The organism is Massilia sp. AB1 (genome assembly GCF_018119385.1).
Classification (GTDB): Bacteria; Pseudomonadota; Gammaproteobacteria; order Burkholderiales; family Burkholderiaceae_D; genus Telluria.
On sequence record NZ_JAGKSG010000018.1, the window covers coordinates 36,549 to 52,012 of the forward strand.

The following is a 15,464-nucleotide window of genomic DNA, read 5'->3' on the forward strand; positions in this document are numbered from 1 at the left end:
GTGCTTATACTCGGGTCAGTGTCTGAAAAGGGCAAACTCCGCGAAAGCGGAGGACGCAAAGTCAACGGTCTAATGAGCCTTCGGGCTCGATGACGGCAGGACTGCCAGTGTCGATCCGTGCAACCCGTGAACCCTCCGGTTCACATGCACTTCGCTTGCTAGCAATCCTGGATGTCGCCAACTTACAGGATTAGCTAGTCATGCAATTTACCTCCGCCACCTTCCGCAAGACCTCCATCGCTTTCGCAGCGGGCCTCGTTTCCCTGATCGGCGCGTCGAACGCCCACGCCGCACCGAAGGGTGAATTCGCGCGCGGCCGCATCATCGTCGAAACCCGCGCCGGCGTGTCGGCAGGCGAGCTCGACAAAGCTGTCAAGGCGCACGGCGGCAAGTCGGCTGAAAAGCTGGGCCAGAGCAACCTGCACGTGGTCATGCTGCCGCCGGGCCTGTCGGAAGAAGACGCCGTCGAGAAGTTCTCGCGCCGTCCGGAATTCAAGTTCGCCGAACTCGACTATAAAGCCACGGTCGCCCTGGCGGTCACCGATCCGTACATCGGCAGCGCCTGGCACATCGGCAAGATCGGCGCCACGTCCGCCTGGGACAGCTCCCAGGGCACGGGCGTGACCATTGCGATCCTGGACACCGGTGTCGCCGTCACTCACCCTGACCTGAAGGACCGCATGGTCGCCGGTTACAACGCCGTCAACGGCGGCACCGACGTCACCGACCTGTGCGGCCACGGTACGGCCGCCGCCGGCGCCGCCGCCGCGACCACCAACAACGGCCTGGGCGTTGCCGGTATCGCAGGCGCGGCCCGCATCATGCCGATCCAGATCTCCTACAAGGACAGCACCGGCTGCCACGCCTACGCCAGCACCATCGCCAAGGGCATCACCTGGGCCGCCGACCACGGCGCGCGCGTCGCCAACGTCAGCTTCGTCGGCATCGCCAACAGCTCGTCGGTGCGCAGCGCGTCGAACTACATGAAGAACAAGGGCGGCCTGGTGTTCATCTCGGCGGGTAACAACAACCGCGACGAGGGCGTGGCTCCGGACACCGGCTACATCATCGTGTCGGCGACCGACAACTACGACAACCGCGCAAGCTTCTCGAGCTGGGGCAGCTTCGTTTCGCTGGCGGCGCCGGGCACCGGCATCTGGACCACCACCAGCACCCTGGGCTACACCACCAAGAGCGGCACCTCGTTCTCCAGCCCGATCAGCGCCGGCGTGGCCGGCCTGCTGATGGCTGCCCGTCCGGACCTGAGCTCCGCCCAGATCGAATCGCTGATCTTCAAGACCGCGGTCGACCTCGGCGCCGCCGGCCGCGACCCGATCTTCGGCTACGGCCGTGTGAACGCCGCCGCCGCCATGACCGCCGCGCGCGGCTACGCCTCGGCTGTCGACAGCACCGCACCGAGCGCCGCCATCTCGGCGCCGCTGGGCAGCAGCTCGGTGTCGGGCCTGGTGCCGGTCAACGTCAGCGCCAGCGACAACGTGGGCGTGGCCCGCGTCGACCTGAAGGTGAACGGCACCGTGGTCGCCAGCGACAACGCCGCTCCGTACAGCTTCAGCTGGAACTCGGCCGGCGTGGCCAACGGCATGGCCAGCCTGGTCGCCGTTGCCTACGACGCCGCCGGTAACGCCGGCAGCTCCTCGACCGTCTCGGTCAACGTCGCCAACAGCACCACCAGCACCACGGTGACTGCGGACACCACCGCCCCGACCCTGGCCATCAACAACCCGGTCAACGGCGGCAGCGTGAGCGGCTCGGTGACGGTGAGCGTCAGCGCCTCGGACAACGCCGGCGCGGCTGGCATCACCAACAGCATCGCCATCGATGGCGCCGTCAAGGCGACCGGCACCGGCGGTTCGCTGGCCTACAGCTGGAACAGCAAGAAGTCGAGCAAGGGCACCCACAGCATCACCGCCACCTCGCGCGACCGTGCCGGCAACACGACCACCCGCACCATCAGCGTGACCGTGCGCTGATCGTCAAGGCAGCAGCAACAAGAATGGCGCCCTCGGGCGCCATTTTTTTATTGCGCGCCGCCTTGAGGCAGGGGGCGCCGCGCCACGCCTTCCTTCGTCATGACGACTGGCCGGATGCTGCCGTCGTCGTTGAAGACCAGGTGCTCGATCGCCATCTCGCGATGGTGGCCGTTGTCGGTGCCGAGAGGGCGGCGGTGGTAGGCGATATACCAGTCGTCGCTGCCCGGGATGTTGATCACCGAGTGATGACCCGCGCCTTTCGCCACCGTGCGGTCCTGGGCCAGGATCGTTCCGGCCCGCTTGAAAGGACCCGTAGGCGACTTGCCCATGGCGTAGGCGACGCGGTAGTCCGGTCCGGTCCATCCGCCTTCCGACCACATGAGGTAGTACACGCCCTTGCGCTTGACCATGAACGAGCCTTCCACGTATTCGGGATCGGGCGTGATTTCCTTGAAGGTGACGCCGTCCGGGAAAGGGACGAGGCTCAGCAGGTCGGGAGAGAGCTTGACGACATTGGCGTGCTTCCAGCCGCCGTAATACAGGTAGACCTGGCCATCGTCGTCCTTGAAGACCATCTGGTCGATCGGCTGGGCGCCGTGGTGGATCTTGTCGATCAAGGGACGTCCGAGGGCATCCTTGAACGGCCCCTGGGGCCGGTCGCTGACCGCCACGCCGATGCCGCCGGTCTGTCCGTCGCTCTTGATGTCGTTGGCCCCGAAGAACAGGTAGTACTTGCCGTTGTGCTCGATGCTGGAGGGCGCCCAGACCGCATACGCTGCCCAGCTGACGTTCTCGACATCGAGCACGTGCTCGTGCTTGGTCCAGTTCACCAGGTCCGGGGAGGAAAACGCGTTGATGAAGGTTTGCTTCAGATAGGGTTCCCAGATCAGCTTCGATTGCGCGCGCATCCGCATCTGCTCGGGTGTGAAGGATTTGGACTGCTCCGGCTTGCCGAAATGGTCCGAGTAGGTCGGGTAGATCCAGTAAGTCTTGCCGTAGATGCGGATCTCTGGATCGGCGTACCAGCCCGGAACGATGGGATTGGCTGCATCCACGGCGATGGCCGGAGCGATTGACGCGGCGAGCACCAGCGATCGCGTTATCAGGCGAGACATTCTTTTCATTGGCGAAGCTCCACGAGGTTCGGCTCTGGCCGATATTGACCTGGAAAATGAATTCTGCGCGCTCCCGGCGACAGCCTTAGAACTGCTCGTCCGGCCGCAAATAGCGCCACTGCCCCTGCGGCAGATCGCCCAGCTTGACCTTGCCGATCCGCACCCGCTTCAGGCCGATGACCTTCAGGCCAACCATGTCGCACATGCGGCGGATCTGGCGCTTGCGGCCTTCCTTCAGGGTAAAGCTGAGCTGGTCATCGTTCTGCCAGCGCACCTTGGCCGGCAGCAGCGGTTTCCCGTCCATCCACAGGCCATGGTTCAGTTTCTTGAGATCGGCGTCCGGCAGCTTGCCCGGCCTGGTGTATTGCACCCGCACCAGGTATTCCTTCTCGATCGAGGTGTCCTGGCCGATCAGCTGCTTGGCGATGCGGCCGTCCTGGGTCAGCACCAGCAGGCCGACCGAGTCGATGTCCAGGCGTCCCGCCGGCACCAGGCTGCGCAGCTGGGTGGGGTGGAATTGTTCGGTCGACGGATCGTCGGCCCAGCGGTTCTCCGGCTTGATCAGGGTGACCGCCGGCTGGTAGCCGTCCTCGGCCTGGCCGCTGACGTAGCCGACTGGCTTGTTGATCAGGACCGTGACGCGCTTCGATTGCTCGGCCGCGGCCTGGCGCTCGACCGTGATGCGCTGGGTGGGCAGCACCTTGCTTCCCAGTTCGGAAACCACCTTGCCGTCCACCCGCACCCAGCCTTTGGCGATCCATTCATCGGCTTCGCGGCGCGAGCACAGGCCGAGTTCGGACATACGTTTGGAGAGGCGGAGCGGTTCGGTCATCGGTAAAAACAGGGAAAAAGTCAGATTTTAAGGGCGTCCAGCAGGTCGGTCTCGAGCTGGACCTGGACGCGCGGGTTGTTCAGGGCGGCGCCGTCGATCAGGAACACGTCCTCGACACGCTCGCCCAGGGTCATGATCTTGGCCGTGTGCAGGTTGATGCGGTAGCGCTGCAGCACGCTGGCGATTGCATACAGCAGGCCGACGCGGTCGTTGGCGGCCACCGACAGCACGTGGAACTGGCCGCGTTCGTCGGGGCGCACGTCCACGGTGGGCGTGATCGGGAAGCTGCGCGACATGCGCGACAGGCGGCCGCGCATCGGCGGCGGCAGCGGTTCCTGCGACAGCAGCAGGGCGCACAGCTCGTGTTCGATCAGGCTGATGATGTCGCGGTAGCTGCCTTCGAAGCCTTCGGCCGTGATCAGGAAGCTGTCCAGCGCATAGCCGTGGCGCGTGGTGTGGATCTTGGCGTCCAGGATGCTGAAGTTCTTGCGGTCGAAGTAGCTGCAGATGCGCGCGAACAGGTCGGGGTGGTCCTTCAGGTACACCGCCACCTGCAGGCCTTCGCCGATCGGCGCCAGGCGCGCCCGCACCACGGGCTTTGCGCTGTCGACCTTGTCGTGCAGGGCGCGGGTCTGCCAGGCGATGTCGGACGCGTCGTGGCGCAGGAAGTAGGCGACGTCCAGCTGCTGCCACAAGGGCTCGTGCGCATCCTGGGGCAGGCCGAACAGGCGCAGGGTCGCCAGCGCCTCCTTCTGGCGCGTGCGCAGCTCGCGGTCGGCGGAATGCGGTTCGCCGCCCAGCACGCGCAGGGTCACGCGGTACAGGTCTTCCAGCAGCTTGCCCTTCCAGGCGTTCCACACCTTGGGGCTGGTGCCGCGGATGTCGGCCACCGTCAGCAGGTAGAGCGCAGTCAGGTGGCGCTCGTCGCGTACCTGGACCGCGAAGGCCGCGATCACGTCCGGGTCGGACAGGTCCTGCTTCTGGGCGACCGTGGACATGCTCAGGTGCTGCTCGACCAGGAACACCACCAGCTCGGTGTCTTCCTCCGACAGCCCGTGTTCGCGGCAGAAGTGGCGGGCGTCATCCATGCCGAGCTTGGAATGGTCGCCGCCGCGGCCCTTGGCGATGTCGTGGAAGAGGGCGGCCACGTACAGCAGCCAGCGGTCGCGGAAGTCGGCGATCAGCTGGCTGCAGAAGGGGTATTCGTGGGCGTGCTCCGGCATGGTGAAGCGGCGCAGGTTGCGCACCACCATCATGATGTGCTGGTCCACCGTGTAGACGTGGAACAGGTCGTGCTGCATCTGGCCGACAATCTTGCGGAAGGCCGGCAGGTAGCGGCCCAGGATGCCGAATTCGTTCATGCGGCGCAGGGCGTGCACCAGGCCCACGGGCGCCTGCAGGATGCGCAGGAACAGGGCCTTGTTGGCCGGATCCGCGCGGAAGCCCGTGTCGATGCGGGTGCGCGCGTGCCAGAGGGCGCGCGTCGTGCGCGCCGTCATGCCCTTGATGTCGGGGCGCTCGGTCATGGCCACGAAGATCTCGAGCACGCTCGAGGGCGTGCGCTCGAAGGTGTCGTCGGCGGCGATGTCGATCAGCCCGCCCACCTCGTTGAAGCGGGCGTTGATCGGCACGGCGGCCACCGGGTGCGGGAACAGCTGGGCCTCGATGTCCTGCAGCAGGATGGTGTTGAGCTGGGTGACCGTCTTGGCCGCCCAGTAGTAGCGCTGCATCAGGTATTCGCTGGCCCGGCGCGCGTTGGGGCCGTCGCCGTTCGAGGACAGGCCGAAGGTCTTGGCGATCGCGGTCTGGACATCGAACACCAGGCGGTCTTCGCGCCGCCTGGTGTGCAGGTGCAGGCGGATGCGGATGTCCTTGAAGGCGCGTTCCTTTTCCATCAGCTGGCGCGCTTCCATGCGCGTGATCAGGCCGCGCGTGGCCAGCTGGCCCCAGGATTCGGCCAGTCCCGCCGCCTTGGCCACCCACAGGATCACCTGCAGGTCGCGCAGCGCGCCCGGGCTCTCCTTGACGTTCGGCTCGAGCGCGAAGGCGGTGAATTCGTACTTGGCGTGGCGCAGGCGCATCTCGGCCGTCTTGGCCTGGAAGAAGGCTTGCGGGTCCATGGTCTCGCGGTAGCGCCGCTGCAGTTCCCCGAACAGCGCTTCGTCGCCGCACACCAGGCGCGCTTCCAGCAGGCTGGTCTGCACCGTGATGTCGGCGGCGGACTCCACCAGGCACTCGTCCACGGTGCGGATGCTGTGGCCGATCTCCAGGCCCAGGTCCCACAGCAGCTGGACCAGGGACTCCAGGCGCGCCTGGGTGATGGCGTCCGGCGGGTCCGCCAGGAGGATCAGCAGGTCGACGTCCGAATACGGGAAAAGCTCGCCGCGCCCGTAGCCGCCCACGCCCACCAGGGCGGTATGGGCCGGCAGGCCGGCCGCGCGCCAGGCGTCGGCCAGCACGCCGTCCACGCAGTGGCGCAGGTTGCGCAGCAGTTTTTCGGGCTTGCCGTCTTCATGGAAGGCCTGGAACACCTCCTGGCGTTCGGCCTTGAGGCGCTGGCGCAGCGCGCTGCGCGCGGAATCCAGGAGGGCGGCCTGTCCCATGGGCGATCCTCAGGCGGCGGCCGGGGCGGCGGCCTGCTCCAGCAGCGGCAGCACGATGCCTGGCGGCGGCGGGGTGCCGGCCGACTGGGTCAGGATCTCGAAGCCGGTCTCGGTGACCAGGATGGTGTGCTCCCACTGGGCCGACAGGCTGCGGTCCTTGGTCTTGATGGTCCAGCCGTCCTGCATTTCCTTGATCTCGCGGCGGCCCGCGTTGATCATCGGCTCGATGGTGAAGATCATGCCGGCTTCCAGCTTGTCCAGGGTGCCCGGACGGCCGTAGTGCAGCACCTGCGGCTCCTCGTGGAACACGCGGCCGATGCCGTGGCCGCAGAACTCGCGCACCACGCTGTAGCCGTGCTTTTCGGCGTGCTGCTGGATCACGTGGCCGATGTCGCCCAGGTGGGCGCCCGGCCTGACTTTGGCGATGCCCAGCCACATGCATTCATAGGTCACTTCCGACAGGCGGCGCGCCAGGATCGACGGTTCGCCCACGTAGAACATGCGGCTGTTGTCGCCGTGGAAGCCATCCTTGATGACGGTGACGTCGATGTTCAGCACGTCGCCGTTCTTGAGCACCTTGTCGCCCGGGATGCCGTGGCAGATCACGTCGTTGACCGAGGTGCAGATCGACTTCGGGAACGGGGTATAGCCCGGCGGGGCGTAGTTCAGCGGGGCCGGGGTGGTGCCCTGGACGTTGAGCATGTATTCGTGGGCCAGGCGGTCCAGCTCGCCGGTGCTCACGCCCGGCTTGACGAAGGGGGTGAGGTAGTCCAGCACTTCGGCGCCGAGGCGGCCGGCCAGGCGCATGCCTTCGATCTCTTCCGGGGTCTTGATGGAAATGGACATAAATAGGGGTGTCGTACTCTGAAAACGGTGAAGCCCGGAACGTGTCCAGGCGATATCGTTCCATTATAAAGGATGTCGCCGAGCCCCGTGGCATGGCCTCCAGGGGGCGGCGGACGGGAGGGGAGGCGTGCACGCTTGAAAAATGGGCCGAATCCCGCTAGAATCTCGGGTTGCTCGTGTTCGCATCGAGCAATGTTGTAAAAACAGCCTCGTTTTTACTGAATTTTTATAGAAATCGCGAGTGTGGCCGCCAAAGGGTGCCGATAAGGTGACTGGCCGCATTCAAGACCCAACCCTGGAGAATTACATGTCCGTTACTATGCGCGAAATGCTGGAAGCCGGTGTTCACTTCGGCCACCAGACCCGTTTCTGGAACCCGAAAATGGCTCCGTTCATCTTCGGTCACCGCAACAAGATCCACATCATCAACCTGGAAAAGACCATGGGTATGTACCAGGACGCGATGAAGACGATCAAGCAGATCGCCGCCAACCGCGGCACCATCCTGATGGTGGGCACCAAGCGCCAGGCGCGCGACATCATCGCCGCTGAGGCCCAGCGCGCAGGCGTGCCTTACGTCGACCAGCGCTGGCTGGGCGGCATGCTGACCAACTTCAAGACCATCAAGACCTCGATCAAGCGCCTGAAGGACATGGAAGCCGCGATCGAAGACGGTTCGGTCGAGAAGATGTCGAAGAAAGAAGCGCTGATGTTCTCGCGCGAACTGGTCAAGCTGCAGAAGTCGATCGGCGGCATCAAGGACCTGGGCGGCGTGCCGGACGCGATCTTCGTCGTCGACGTCGGCTACCACAAGGGCACCGTGACCGAAGCCGGCAAGCTGGGCATCCCGGTCATCGGCGTGGTCGACACCAACCACTCGCCGGAAGGCGTTACCCACATCATCCCGGGTAACGACGACTCGTCGAAGGCCATCACCCTGTACGCGCGCGGCGTCGCCGATGCGATCCTGGAAGGCCGCGCCAACGCCACCAACGAAGTCGTTGAGATGGTTAAGGCCGGCGGCGACGACTTCGTCGAAGTTTCCGAGCAGGCATAATTTGACGGCAGGCCGCACGGCCTGCCTGCAGTAGAAAGGGGGAGCCGTACCACGTGCCCCCCTTTTTTTAAGCACAAGATTTAGCAGAAATATATCGTTCGACTGTCCGCCGGACAGCCGGGCACCTGAACCAACATTTAGGAGAATACACATGGCAGCGATTACTGCAGCGATGGTGGGCGAACTGCGCTCCAAGACCGACGCACCGATGATGGAATGCAAGAAAGCACTGACCGAGGCCGATGGCGACATGGGCCGCGCGGAAGAGATCCTGCGCGTCAAGCTGGGCGGCAAGGCATCGAAGGCAGCTTCGCGCATCACCGCCGAAGGCGTGGTGGCGGCTTACATCGCCGGCAACGTCGGCGCGCTGGTCGAGATCAACAGCGAAACCGACTTCGTCGCCAAGAACGACGACTTCCTGGCCATGGCCAACCTGGCTGCACGCCTGGTCGCCGAAAAGAACCCGCTTGATGTCGACGCCCTGGCGAAGATCGAACACGAAGGCAAGACCTTCGACGACGTGCGTACGGCACTGATCGGTAAAATCGGCGAGAATATGACCGTTCGCCGCTTCCAGCGTTTCGAAACCACCGGCAAGCTGGCTTCCTACCTGCACGGCGCGCGCATCGGCGTGATGGTCGAGTTCGAAGGCGGCGACGAGCAAGTCGGCAAGGACGTGGCGATGCACATCGCTGCCATGAAGCCGGTCGCACTGTCGTCGGAGCAAGTGCCTGCTGAACTGATCGAAAAAGAGCGTTCGGTTGCCCAGCTGAAAGCCCAGGAAGACGCCGACAAGGCCGTCGCCGAAGGCAAGCAGCCGCAGTCGGCCGAGATCGTCGCCAAGCGTATCGACGGTTCGGTGCAGAAGTACCTGAAAGAAGTGTCGCTGCTGAACCAGGCGTTCGTGAAGAACGACAAGCAGTCGATCGAGCAGATGCTGAAGGCCGCCAACACCACCGTGAAGGCGTTCACCATGTACGTCGTGGGCGAAGGCATCGAGAAGAAGGTTGACGACTTCGCAGCTGAAGTTGCAGCACAGATGGCTGCTAGCAAGCAGTAATTGAAAAGCGGGCCGCAAGGCCCGTTTTTTTAAGGGGAAAGGTTTGTTGCGTGGCCGTGGTTGGGTTAGTGGCTGCGCTGGCAAACTTGGGTCCCGGCCTGCGCCGGGACGACGGCGCAGGAGATAACGGTGACCTCAAACAACGTCGTTCCGGCGAAGGCCGGAACCCAAGTTCGCGGCAACCCGGCAGCGCCTCACGCGCAGCGCCCCGTGAGCAGCACCCCATCTGGCAACAAGCGCAGATGAGACCGCAGCCCACGAGGCCGCGCGTCAGAACCGAATTCGTAAGCAACATCACATAGGAGCCGCTTCATCATGACAAAACCAGCCTACCAACGAGTCCTTCTGAAACTGTCTGGCGAAGCGCTGATGGGCGACGATGCGTTCGGCATCAACCGTGCGACCATCGACCGCATGGTGGCCGACGTGGCGGAAGTGGCGAATCTGGGCGTGCAGGTGGCGGTCGTGATCGGCGGCGGCAACATCTTCCGCGGCGTGGCCCCGGGCGCCCAGGGCATGGACCGCGCCACCGCGGACTACATGGGCATGCTCGCCACCGTCATGAACGCCCTGGCCCTGGCCGACGCCATGCGCCATGTCGGCATCACCGCGCGCGTCATGTCCGCGATCAGCATCGAACAGGTGGTCGAGCCCTACGTGCGCCCGAAAGCCCTGCAGTACCTGGAAGAGGGCAAGGTCGTCGTGTTCGCCGCCGGCACCGGCAACCCCTTCTTCACCACCGACACCGCCGCCGCCCTGCGCGGCTCGGAAATCTCGGCCGAGATCGTCCTCAAGGCCACCAAGGTCGACGGCGTCTACAGCGCCGACCCCAAGAAGGATCCGCACGCCACCCGCTACGAGTCGATTTCCTTCGACGAAGCGATCGCCAAGCACCTGCAGGTGATGGACGCCACCGCCTTCGCGCTGTGCCGCGACCAGAAGCTGCCGATCAAGGTGTTTTCCATCGTCAAGCCGGGCGCGCTGAAAGCCGTGATCATGGGCGAAGACGAAGGTACACTGGTACACGTTTAAGTTTTAGTTGAACAATCCGAAAGAAGAACAGGAGAGCAGCATGTCCTTAGCTGACGTCAAAAAGAACGCCCAGGATCGCATGACCAAGTCCATCGAGACCCTGAAGGCCAACCTCGCCAAGGTCCGTACCGGCCGCGCCCACGCCGGCATCCTCGACTCCGTCATGGTCGAATACTACGGCTCGCCGACCCCGCTGTCGCAGGTGGCGAACCTGACCCTGATCGACGCGCGCACCATCGGCGTGACCCCGTTCGAAAAGAAGATGGCCAGCACCATCGAGAAGGCGATCCGCGACTCCGACCTGGGCCTCAATCCCTCGAGCCAGGGCGACACCATCCGCGTGCCGACCCCGCCGCTGACCGAAGAGCGCCGCAAGGAAATGGTCAAGCTGACCAAGACCGAAGGCGAAGACGCCAAGATCGCCGTGCGCAACATCCGCCGCGACGCCAACGAAGCGCTGAAGAAGATGGTCAAGGACAAGACCGCTTCGGAAGACGAAGAGCGCCGCGCATCGGACGAAGTCCAGAAGCTGACCGACAAGTTCGTCGCCGAGATCGACAAACTGCTGGCGGAAAAAGAGAAGGACATCATGACCGTGTAAATACGGCTTGATGGTAGTTCTCGCGGACCGGCCCCGGCAGCTTGCCGCGGCCGGTCCGTGTACCTTATGATTGACCATTTTCCTTGCCGGCGACATGTGTTGCCGGCCGCAGCCCACTGGAAGTCATGATATTCAAAAGTTCGACCACCGCTGTCCCCGAAACGCCTAGTGTGCCGCGCCACATCGCGATCATCATGGACGGCAACGGCCGCTGGGCCACCAAGCGCTTCCTGCCGCGCGTCGCCGGCCACGTCAAGGGCGTGGAAGCCGTGCGCGGCGTCGTCGAGCGCTGCGTCGAACTCGGCGTCGAGTACGTCACCCTGTTCGCCTTCTCGTCCGAGAACTGGCGCCGTCCGGCCGAGGAAGTCTCGCTGCTGATGCGCCTGTTCGTCACCGCCCTCGAGCGCGAAGTCTCGAAGATGCACGCCAACAATATTCGCCTGAAAGTCGTGGGCGACCTGAGCCGTTTCGACCCCAAGCTGCAGGAGATGATCGCCGCCGCCGAGCGCCGCACCGCCAACAACACCCGCCTCACGGTCAGCGTGTGCGCCAACTATGGCGGACGCTGGGATATCATGCAGGCAACGAGCAAGATGGTGCAGGCCAACCCCGGGGTGACCGAATTCACCGAAGACATGCTGGCCCCGCACCTGGCCATGGCCTATGCCCCCGAGCCCGACCTCTTCATCCGCACCGGCGGCGAGGAGCGCATCTCGAATTTCCTGCTCTGGCAGCTCGCGTATTCCGAGCTGTACTTTACCCAGACCTTCTGGCCCGATTTCTCGCCTGAAGCGCTGGACGAGGCGATCGCATCCTTCCAGAAGCGCGAGCGCCGCTTCGGCCAGACCGGCGACCAAGTAGCGAAGAAGACCAACTGATGCTGAAAACCCGGATCCTCACCGCGCTCGTCCTGCTGGCAGTCCTGCTGCCGGTACTGTATTCCAACAATTTCACGGCGTTCGCGGTGGTGGCTTCGCTGTTCTTCGGGGCGGCGATCTGGGAATCCTTCCGCCTGTTCAATCCGGGCTCCGGCCGCGCGCTGCCGATCGCGCTGTTCTGGACCGCAGCTTTCGCCTACGCCTTCTTCCTGGCGCCCTCGACCGGTGCCTCGACCTTCTGGTTCGCCATCGGCGTGCTGCTGTGGGCTCTGCGCTTCGCGCCCTCGCTGAAGCTGGGCCTGCCGCCGCTCGAGAGCACGGCCAACACCATGCTCAGCCTGATCTACGCGATCTCGGTGGTGTCCTGCTTCGCCGCCATCGTCACCATGTTCCAGCACTCGGCGCTCTACCTGCTGTCGGTGATGGCCATCGTCTGGGCCGCCGACGTCTTCGCCTACTTCTCCGGCAAGGCCTTCGGCAAGCGCAAGCTGGCGCCGTCCATCTCGCCCGGCAAGTCCTGGGAAGGGGCGATCGGCGGCTGCATCGCCGTCCTGATCATCGCCGCGCTCACCGTGCTGTTCGGCGGGGAAGCCTTGGCCAATACTTTCGCGGTGCGCGTGCAGGCCGGCCTCGGCTGGCTCGGCATGTTCGCCGTACTCATCCTCATCGTCGCCGCCAGCATCGTCGGCGACCTGTTCGAATCCCAGCTCAAGCGCCGCGCCGGCATGAAGGACAGCAGCAACCTGCTGCCTGGCCACGGCGGCGTACTGGACCGGATCGACGCGCTCGTCCCGGTCCTGCCACTGGCTGCCCTGATCGGCGCCTGGCTCTAGAAGGAAGCAGATCATGCAACGCATTACCATCCTGGGCGCCACCGGCTCGATCGGCGCCTCGACCCTCGACGTGCTCGCCCGCCATCCGGAGCGCTACCGTGTCTACGCCCTCAGCGCGCACAGCCGCGTCGAGGAACTGGCGCAGGCCTGCCGCGTCCACCGCCCGCAGCGCGCCGTGGTCGGCACGCCGGAAGCGGCGGCCCGGCTGTCGGCACTGGTCGCGGACCTCGGCATCGCGGTCGAACACGGCGAACAGGCCCTGTGCGACATCGCTTCCAGCGACGACACCGACACCGTGATGGCCGCCATCGTCGGCGCCGCCGGCCTGGCGCCCACGCTGGCCGCCGCGCGCGCGGGCAAGAAGGTCCTGCTGGCCAACAAGGAAGCCCTGGTCATGTCGGGCCAGCTGTTCATGGACGCGGTCAAGGAGCACAAGGCGACCCTGCTGCCGATCGACAGCGAACACAACGCCATCTTCCAGTCGCTGCCGCAGCACTACGCGCGCGCGCCGGGCGCCGCGGGCGTGGCCAAGATCCTGCTGACCGCCTCGGGCGGCCCCTTCCTGAATCGCGCCGTCGAGACCCTCGGCGGCGTGACCCCGGAAGAGGCCTGCAAGCACCCGAACTGGGTCATGGGCCGCAAGATCTCGGTCGACTCGGCCACCATGATGAACAAGGGCCTGGAAGTGATCGAGGCCCACTGGCTGTTCGGCGCGCCGGCCGACCTGATCGAGGTCGTGATCCATCCGCAGAGCGTGATCCATTCGATGGTCTCCTACGTCGACGGTTCGGTGCTGGCCCAGCTGGGCAATCCGGACATGCGCACGCCGATCGCGCACGCGCTGGCCTTCCCGGAGCGGATCGCATCCGGCGTGGCCCAGCTCGACCTGACCACGATGGCGGCACTGCAGTTCCACAAGCCGGACTTCGAGCGCTTCCCCTGCCTGGCCCTTGCGTTCGACGCCCTGCGTGCGGGCGGCACCGCGCCGGCCCTGCTGAACGCCGCCAACGAAGTGGCGGTGCAAGCCTTCCTCGACCGCGCCATCGGCTTCCGCGACATCGACCGCGTCATCCGCCAGGTGATGGACGAGGTGGAGCACGGCCCGGCGCCCTCGATCGAGGCGGTGCTGGACCAGGACACGCGCGCCCGCGCGGCCGCCGCCGCCGCCATTGCTCGCCTGCGGGGATAAGCCATGAACCTGCTGTGGACGGTGCTGGCCTTCGTGCTGGCCCTCGGCCCGCTCATCATCATCCATGAGCTCGGCCACTACCTGGTCGCGCGCTGGTGCGGCGTCAAGGTGCTGCGCTTCTCGGTCGGCATGGGCAAGGTGGTGTGGTCGCGCCGCTTCGGCCGCGACCAGACCGAATGGGCGGTGTCGGCGCTGCCGCTGGGCGGCTACGTCAAGATGCTCGACAGCCGCGATCCCGAGACCGCGCCCAAGGACGAAACCGAATGGGACCGCGAGTTCACGCGCCAGAGCGTGTGGCGCCGCATCGCCATCGTCGCCGCCGGACCGATCGCCAACTTCCTGCTCGCCATCGGCCTGATGGCGGTGCTGTTCATGCACGGCGTCGAGGAACCCTCGGCGCGCCTGCGCGCGCTGCCGGAGAATTCGGTCGCCTACCAGGCGGGCGTGCGCGGCGGCGATACGGTGGTCGCGGTGAATGGTTCTCAGGTCGGCTCCTGGCCCGACCTGCGCTGGCAGGTGCTGCAGGCCGCCATCGAGAAGCGCGAAGCGCGCCTGGAAATGCGCGGCAAGCATGGCGGCGCCTACAGCGCCACCATCCCGAAGGAGGCCGTGGCCAGGCTCGACGTCGAAGGCGACGTGCTGGGCGGCCTGGGCCTCGACCTGTGGCGCCCGCAGCCGCGCGTCGACAAGGTGCTGCCTGGCGGGGCAGGGGAGCGCGCCGGCCTGCTGGCGGGCGACCTGGTCCTGCGCGCCGACGGCAAGGCCATGGACGACGGCATCGCCTTCATCGAAGCGGTGCGCGCCGCGCCCGGCCGCGCGCTGCAGCTGGAAGTCCAGCGCGGGTCCGGCGTTGTGAAGCTCGCGCTCACGCCGGAACGCGGCCCCGACGGCCGCGGCATGATCAAGGTCATGGTGGCCCAGGCGCCCGAGATGGTGACGGTGTCCTCCGGTCCCTTCGAGGCCGTGGCCAAGGGCGCCGAGCGCACCTGGGAGACCAGCGTCATGACCCTCAAGATGATCGGCAAGATGATCACGGGCGAAGCCTCGTGGAAGAACGTGACCGGGCCGATCACCATTGCCGACTATGCGGGACAGACCGCGCGCATCGGCCTGGTGAGCTATTTGCAGTTCATTGCATTTATTAGTATCAGCTTAGGAGTAATGAATTTGTTACCAATTCCAGTTCTGGATGGTGGCCATTTACTGTATTATTCGCTGGAAGTTTTGACCGGGCGTCCCCTTCCAGCGCGAGTCGGCGAGTTCGCACAGCGCGCCGGGGTCGGCCTGCTGCTCATGCTGATGGCGCTCGCCGTCTTCAATGACCTGGTGCGGCTGTTCTAGCGAAGCTCCCATGCACGCTGAATCCACCGGCAAAATAAAGAATGCTGTTACCGCGGTATTCGTAGGGTGGGCGGGTTCCCCGCCCA

The 15,464-nt window shown here is 65.3% G+C and carries 13 protein-coding genes and 1 riboswitch; of the genes, 9 read left to right on the forward strand and 4 right to left on the reverse strand.

Annotation, left to right across the window (positions count from 1 at the left end):
• Positions 1 to 20: 20 nt before the first annotated feature.
• Positions 21 to 109: riboswitch (cyclic di-GMP riboswitch) on the forward strand.
• A gap of 91 nt (positions 110 to 200) precedes the next feature.
• On the forward strand, positions 201 to 1,991 hold the full coding sequence (locus tag J8847_RS12295; protein WP_211524998.1) for a S8 family serine peptidase: 1,791 nt from the start codon (positions 201 to 203) through the stop codon (positions 1,989 to 1,991).
• Positions 1,992 to 2,038: 47 nt separating this feature from the next.
• On the opposite strand, the gene J8847_RS12300 is transcribed toward J8847_RS12295, so the two are convergent.
• The 4 genes from J8847_RS12300 to map form a co-directional block, all read right to left on the reverse strand.
• On the reverse strand, positions 2,039 to 3,115 hold the full coding sequence (locus J8847_RS12300) for a glycoside hydrolase family 43 protein (RefSeq protein ID WP_211524999.1): 1,077 nt from the start codon (positions 3,113 to 3,115) through the stop codon (positions 2,039 to 2,041).
• A 76-nt stretch (positions 3,116 to 3,191) separates the two neighbouring features.
• Positions 3,192 to 3,938, reverse strand: a complete 747-nt coding sequence (locus tag J8847_RS12305) for a pseudouridine synthase (protein ID WP_211525000.1) — start codon at positions 3,936 to 3,938, stop codon at positions 3,192 to 3,194.
• A 20-nt stretch (positions 3,939 to 3,958) separates the two neighbouring features.
• Positions 3,959 to 6,541: a [protein-PII] uridylyltransferase gene (locus J8847_RS12310; protein WP_211525001.1), complete on the reverse strand. Its 2,583-nt coding sequence runs from the start codon at positions 6,539 to 6,541 to the stop codon at positions 3,959 to 3,961.
• A 9-nt stretch (positions 6,542 to 6,550) separates the two neighbouring features.
• Complete coding sequence (gene map, locus J8847_RS12315; protein WP_211525002.1) at positions 6,551 to 7,387, reverse strand: type I methionyl aminopeptidase; 837 nt, start codon at positions 7,385 to 7,387, stop codon at positions 6,551 to 6,553.
• A 307-nt stretch (positions 7,388 to 7,694) separates the two neighbouring features.
• On the opposite strand from map, the gene rpsB reads away from it, so the two are divergent.
• The 8 genes from rpsB (at position 7,695) to rseP (ending at position 15,378) form a co-directional block, all read left to right on the forward strand.
• Entirely contained in the window at positions 7,695 to 8,444 is a 750-nt protein-coding gene (rpsB, locus tag J8847_RS12320; protein ID WP_211525003.1) for a 30S ribosomal protein S2, read from the forward strand.
• 151 nt (positions 8,445 to 8,595) lie between these two features.
• Positions 8,596 to 9,504 (forward strand): translation elongation factor Ts, encoded by a 909-nt coding sequence (gene tsf / locus J8847_RS12325; RefSeq protein ID WP_211525004.1) that lies wholly within the window; start codon positions 8,596 to 8,598, stop codon positions 9,502 to 9,504.
• Positions 9,505 to 9,819: 315 nt separating this feature from the next.
• Positions 9,820 to 10,536 carry a UMP kinase gene (pyrH, locus tag J8847_RS12330; RefSeq protein WP_211525005.1) on the forward strand — a complete coding sequence of 239 codons (717 nt, stop codon included), beginning with the start codon at positions 9,820 to 9,822 and terminating at the stop codon, positions 10,534 to 10,536.
• Positions 10,537 to 10,576: 40 nt separating this feature from the next.
• Positions 10,577 to 11,137 (forward strand): ribosome recycling factor, encoded by a 561-nt coding sequence (frr, locus tag J8847_RS12335; protein ID WP_211525006.1) that lies wholly within the window; start codon positions 10,577 to 10,579, stop codon positions 11,135 to 11,137.
• Positions 11,138 to 11,262: 125 nt separating this feature from the next.
• Positions 11,263 to 12,015, forward strand: a complete 753-nt coding sequence (gene uppS, locus J8847_RS12340; RefSeq protein ID WP_211525007.1) for a polyprenyl diphosphate synthase — start codon at positions 11,263 to 11,265, stop codon at positions 12,013 to 12,015.
• Positions 12,015 to 12,848, forward strand: coding sequence for a phosphatidate cytidylyltransferase (locus tag J8847_RS12345; RefSeq protein ID WP_211525008.1), 834 nt, complete (start codon positions 12,015 to 12,017; stop codon positions 12,846 to 12,848). The genes uppS and J8847_RS12345 overlap by 1 nt, the downstream gene beginning before the upstream one ends.
• Positions 12,849 to 12,861: 13 nt before the next feature.
• On the forward strand, positions 12,862 to 14,037 hold the full coding sequence (gene ispC, locus J8847_RS12350) for a 1-deoxy-D-xylulose-5-phosphate reductoisomerase (protein ID WP_211525009.1): 1,176 nt from the start codon (positions 12,862 to 12,864) through the stop codon (positions 14,035 to 14,037).
• A 3-nt stretch (positions 14,038 to 14,040) separates the two neighbouring features.
• Entirely contained in the window at positions 14,041 to 15,378 is a 1,338-nt protein-coding gene (gene rseP / locus J8847_RS12355) for an RIP metalloprotease RseP (RefSeq protein WP_211525010.1), read from the forward strand.
• Positions 15,379 to 15,464: the final 86 nt, after the last annotated feature.

Coding starts and splice junctions, on each gene's coding strand:
- J8847_RS12295 (WP_211524998.1), top strand. CDS start 201: ATGCAATTTACCTCCGCCACCTTCCGCAAGACCTCCATCGCTTTCGCA.
- J8847_RS12300 (WP_211524999.1), bottom strand. CDS start 3,115: ATGAAAAGAATGTCTCGCCTGATAACGCGATCGCTGGTGCTCGCCGCG.
- J8847_RS12305 (WP_211525000.1), bottom strand. CDS start 3,938: ATGACCGAACCGCTCCGCCTCTCCAAACGTATGTCCGAACTCGGCCTG.
- J8847_RS12310 (WP_211525001.1), bottom strand. CDS start 6,541: ATGGGACAGGCCGCCCTCCTGGATTCCGCGCGCAGCGCGCTGCGCCAG.
- map (WP_211525002.1), bottom strand. CDS start 7,387: ATGTCCATTTCCATCAAGACCCCGGAAGAGATCGAAGGCATGCGCCTG.
- rpsB (WP_211525003.1), top strand. CDS start 7,695: ATGTCCGTTACTATGCGCGAAATGCTGGAAGCCGGTGTTCACTTCGGC.
- tsf (WP_211525004.1), top strand. CDS start 8,596: ATGGCAGCGATTACTGCAGCGATGGTGGGCGAACTGCGCTCCAAGACC.
- pyrH (WP_211525005.1), top strand. CDS start 9,820: ATGACAAAACCAGCCTACCAACGAGTCCTTCTGAAACTGTCTGGCGAA.
- frr (WP_211525006.1), top strand. CDS start 10,577: ATGTCCTTAGCTGACGTCAAAAAGAACGCCCAGGATCGCATGACCAAG.
- uppS (WP_211525007.1), top strand. CDS start 11,263: ATGATATTCAAAAGTTCGACCACCGCTGTCCCCGAAACGCCTAGTGTG.
- J8847_RS12345 (WP_211525008.1), top strand. CDS start 12,015: ATGCTGAAAACCCGGATCCTCACCGCGCTCGTCCTGCTGGCAGTCCTG.
- ispC (WP_211525009.1), top strand. CDS start 12,862: ATGCAACGCATTACCATCCTGGGCGCCACCGGCTCGATCGGCGCCTCG.
- rseP (WP_211525010.1), top strand. CDS start 14,041: ATGAACCTGCTGTGGACGGTGCTGGCCTTCGTGCTGGCCCTCGGCCCG.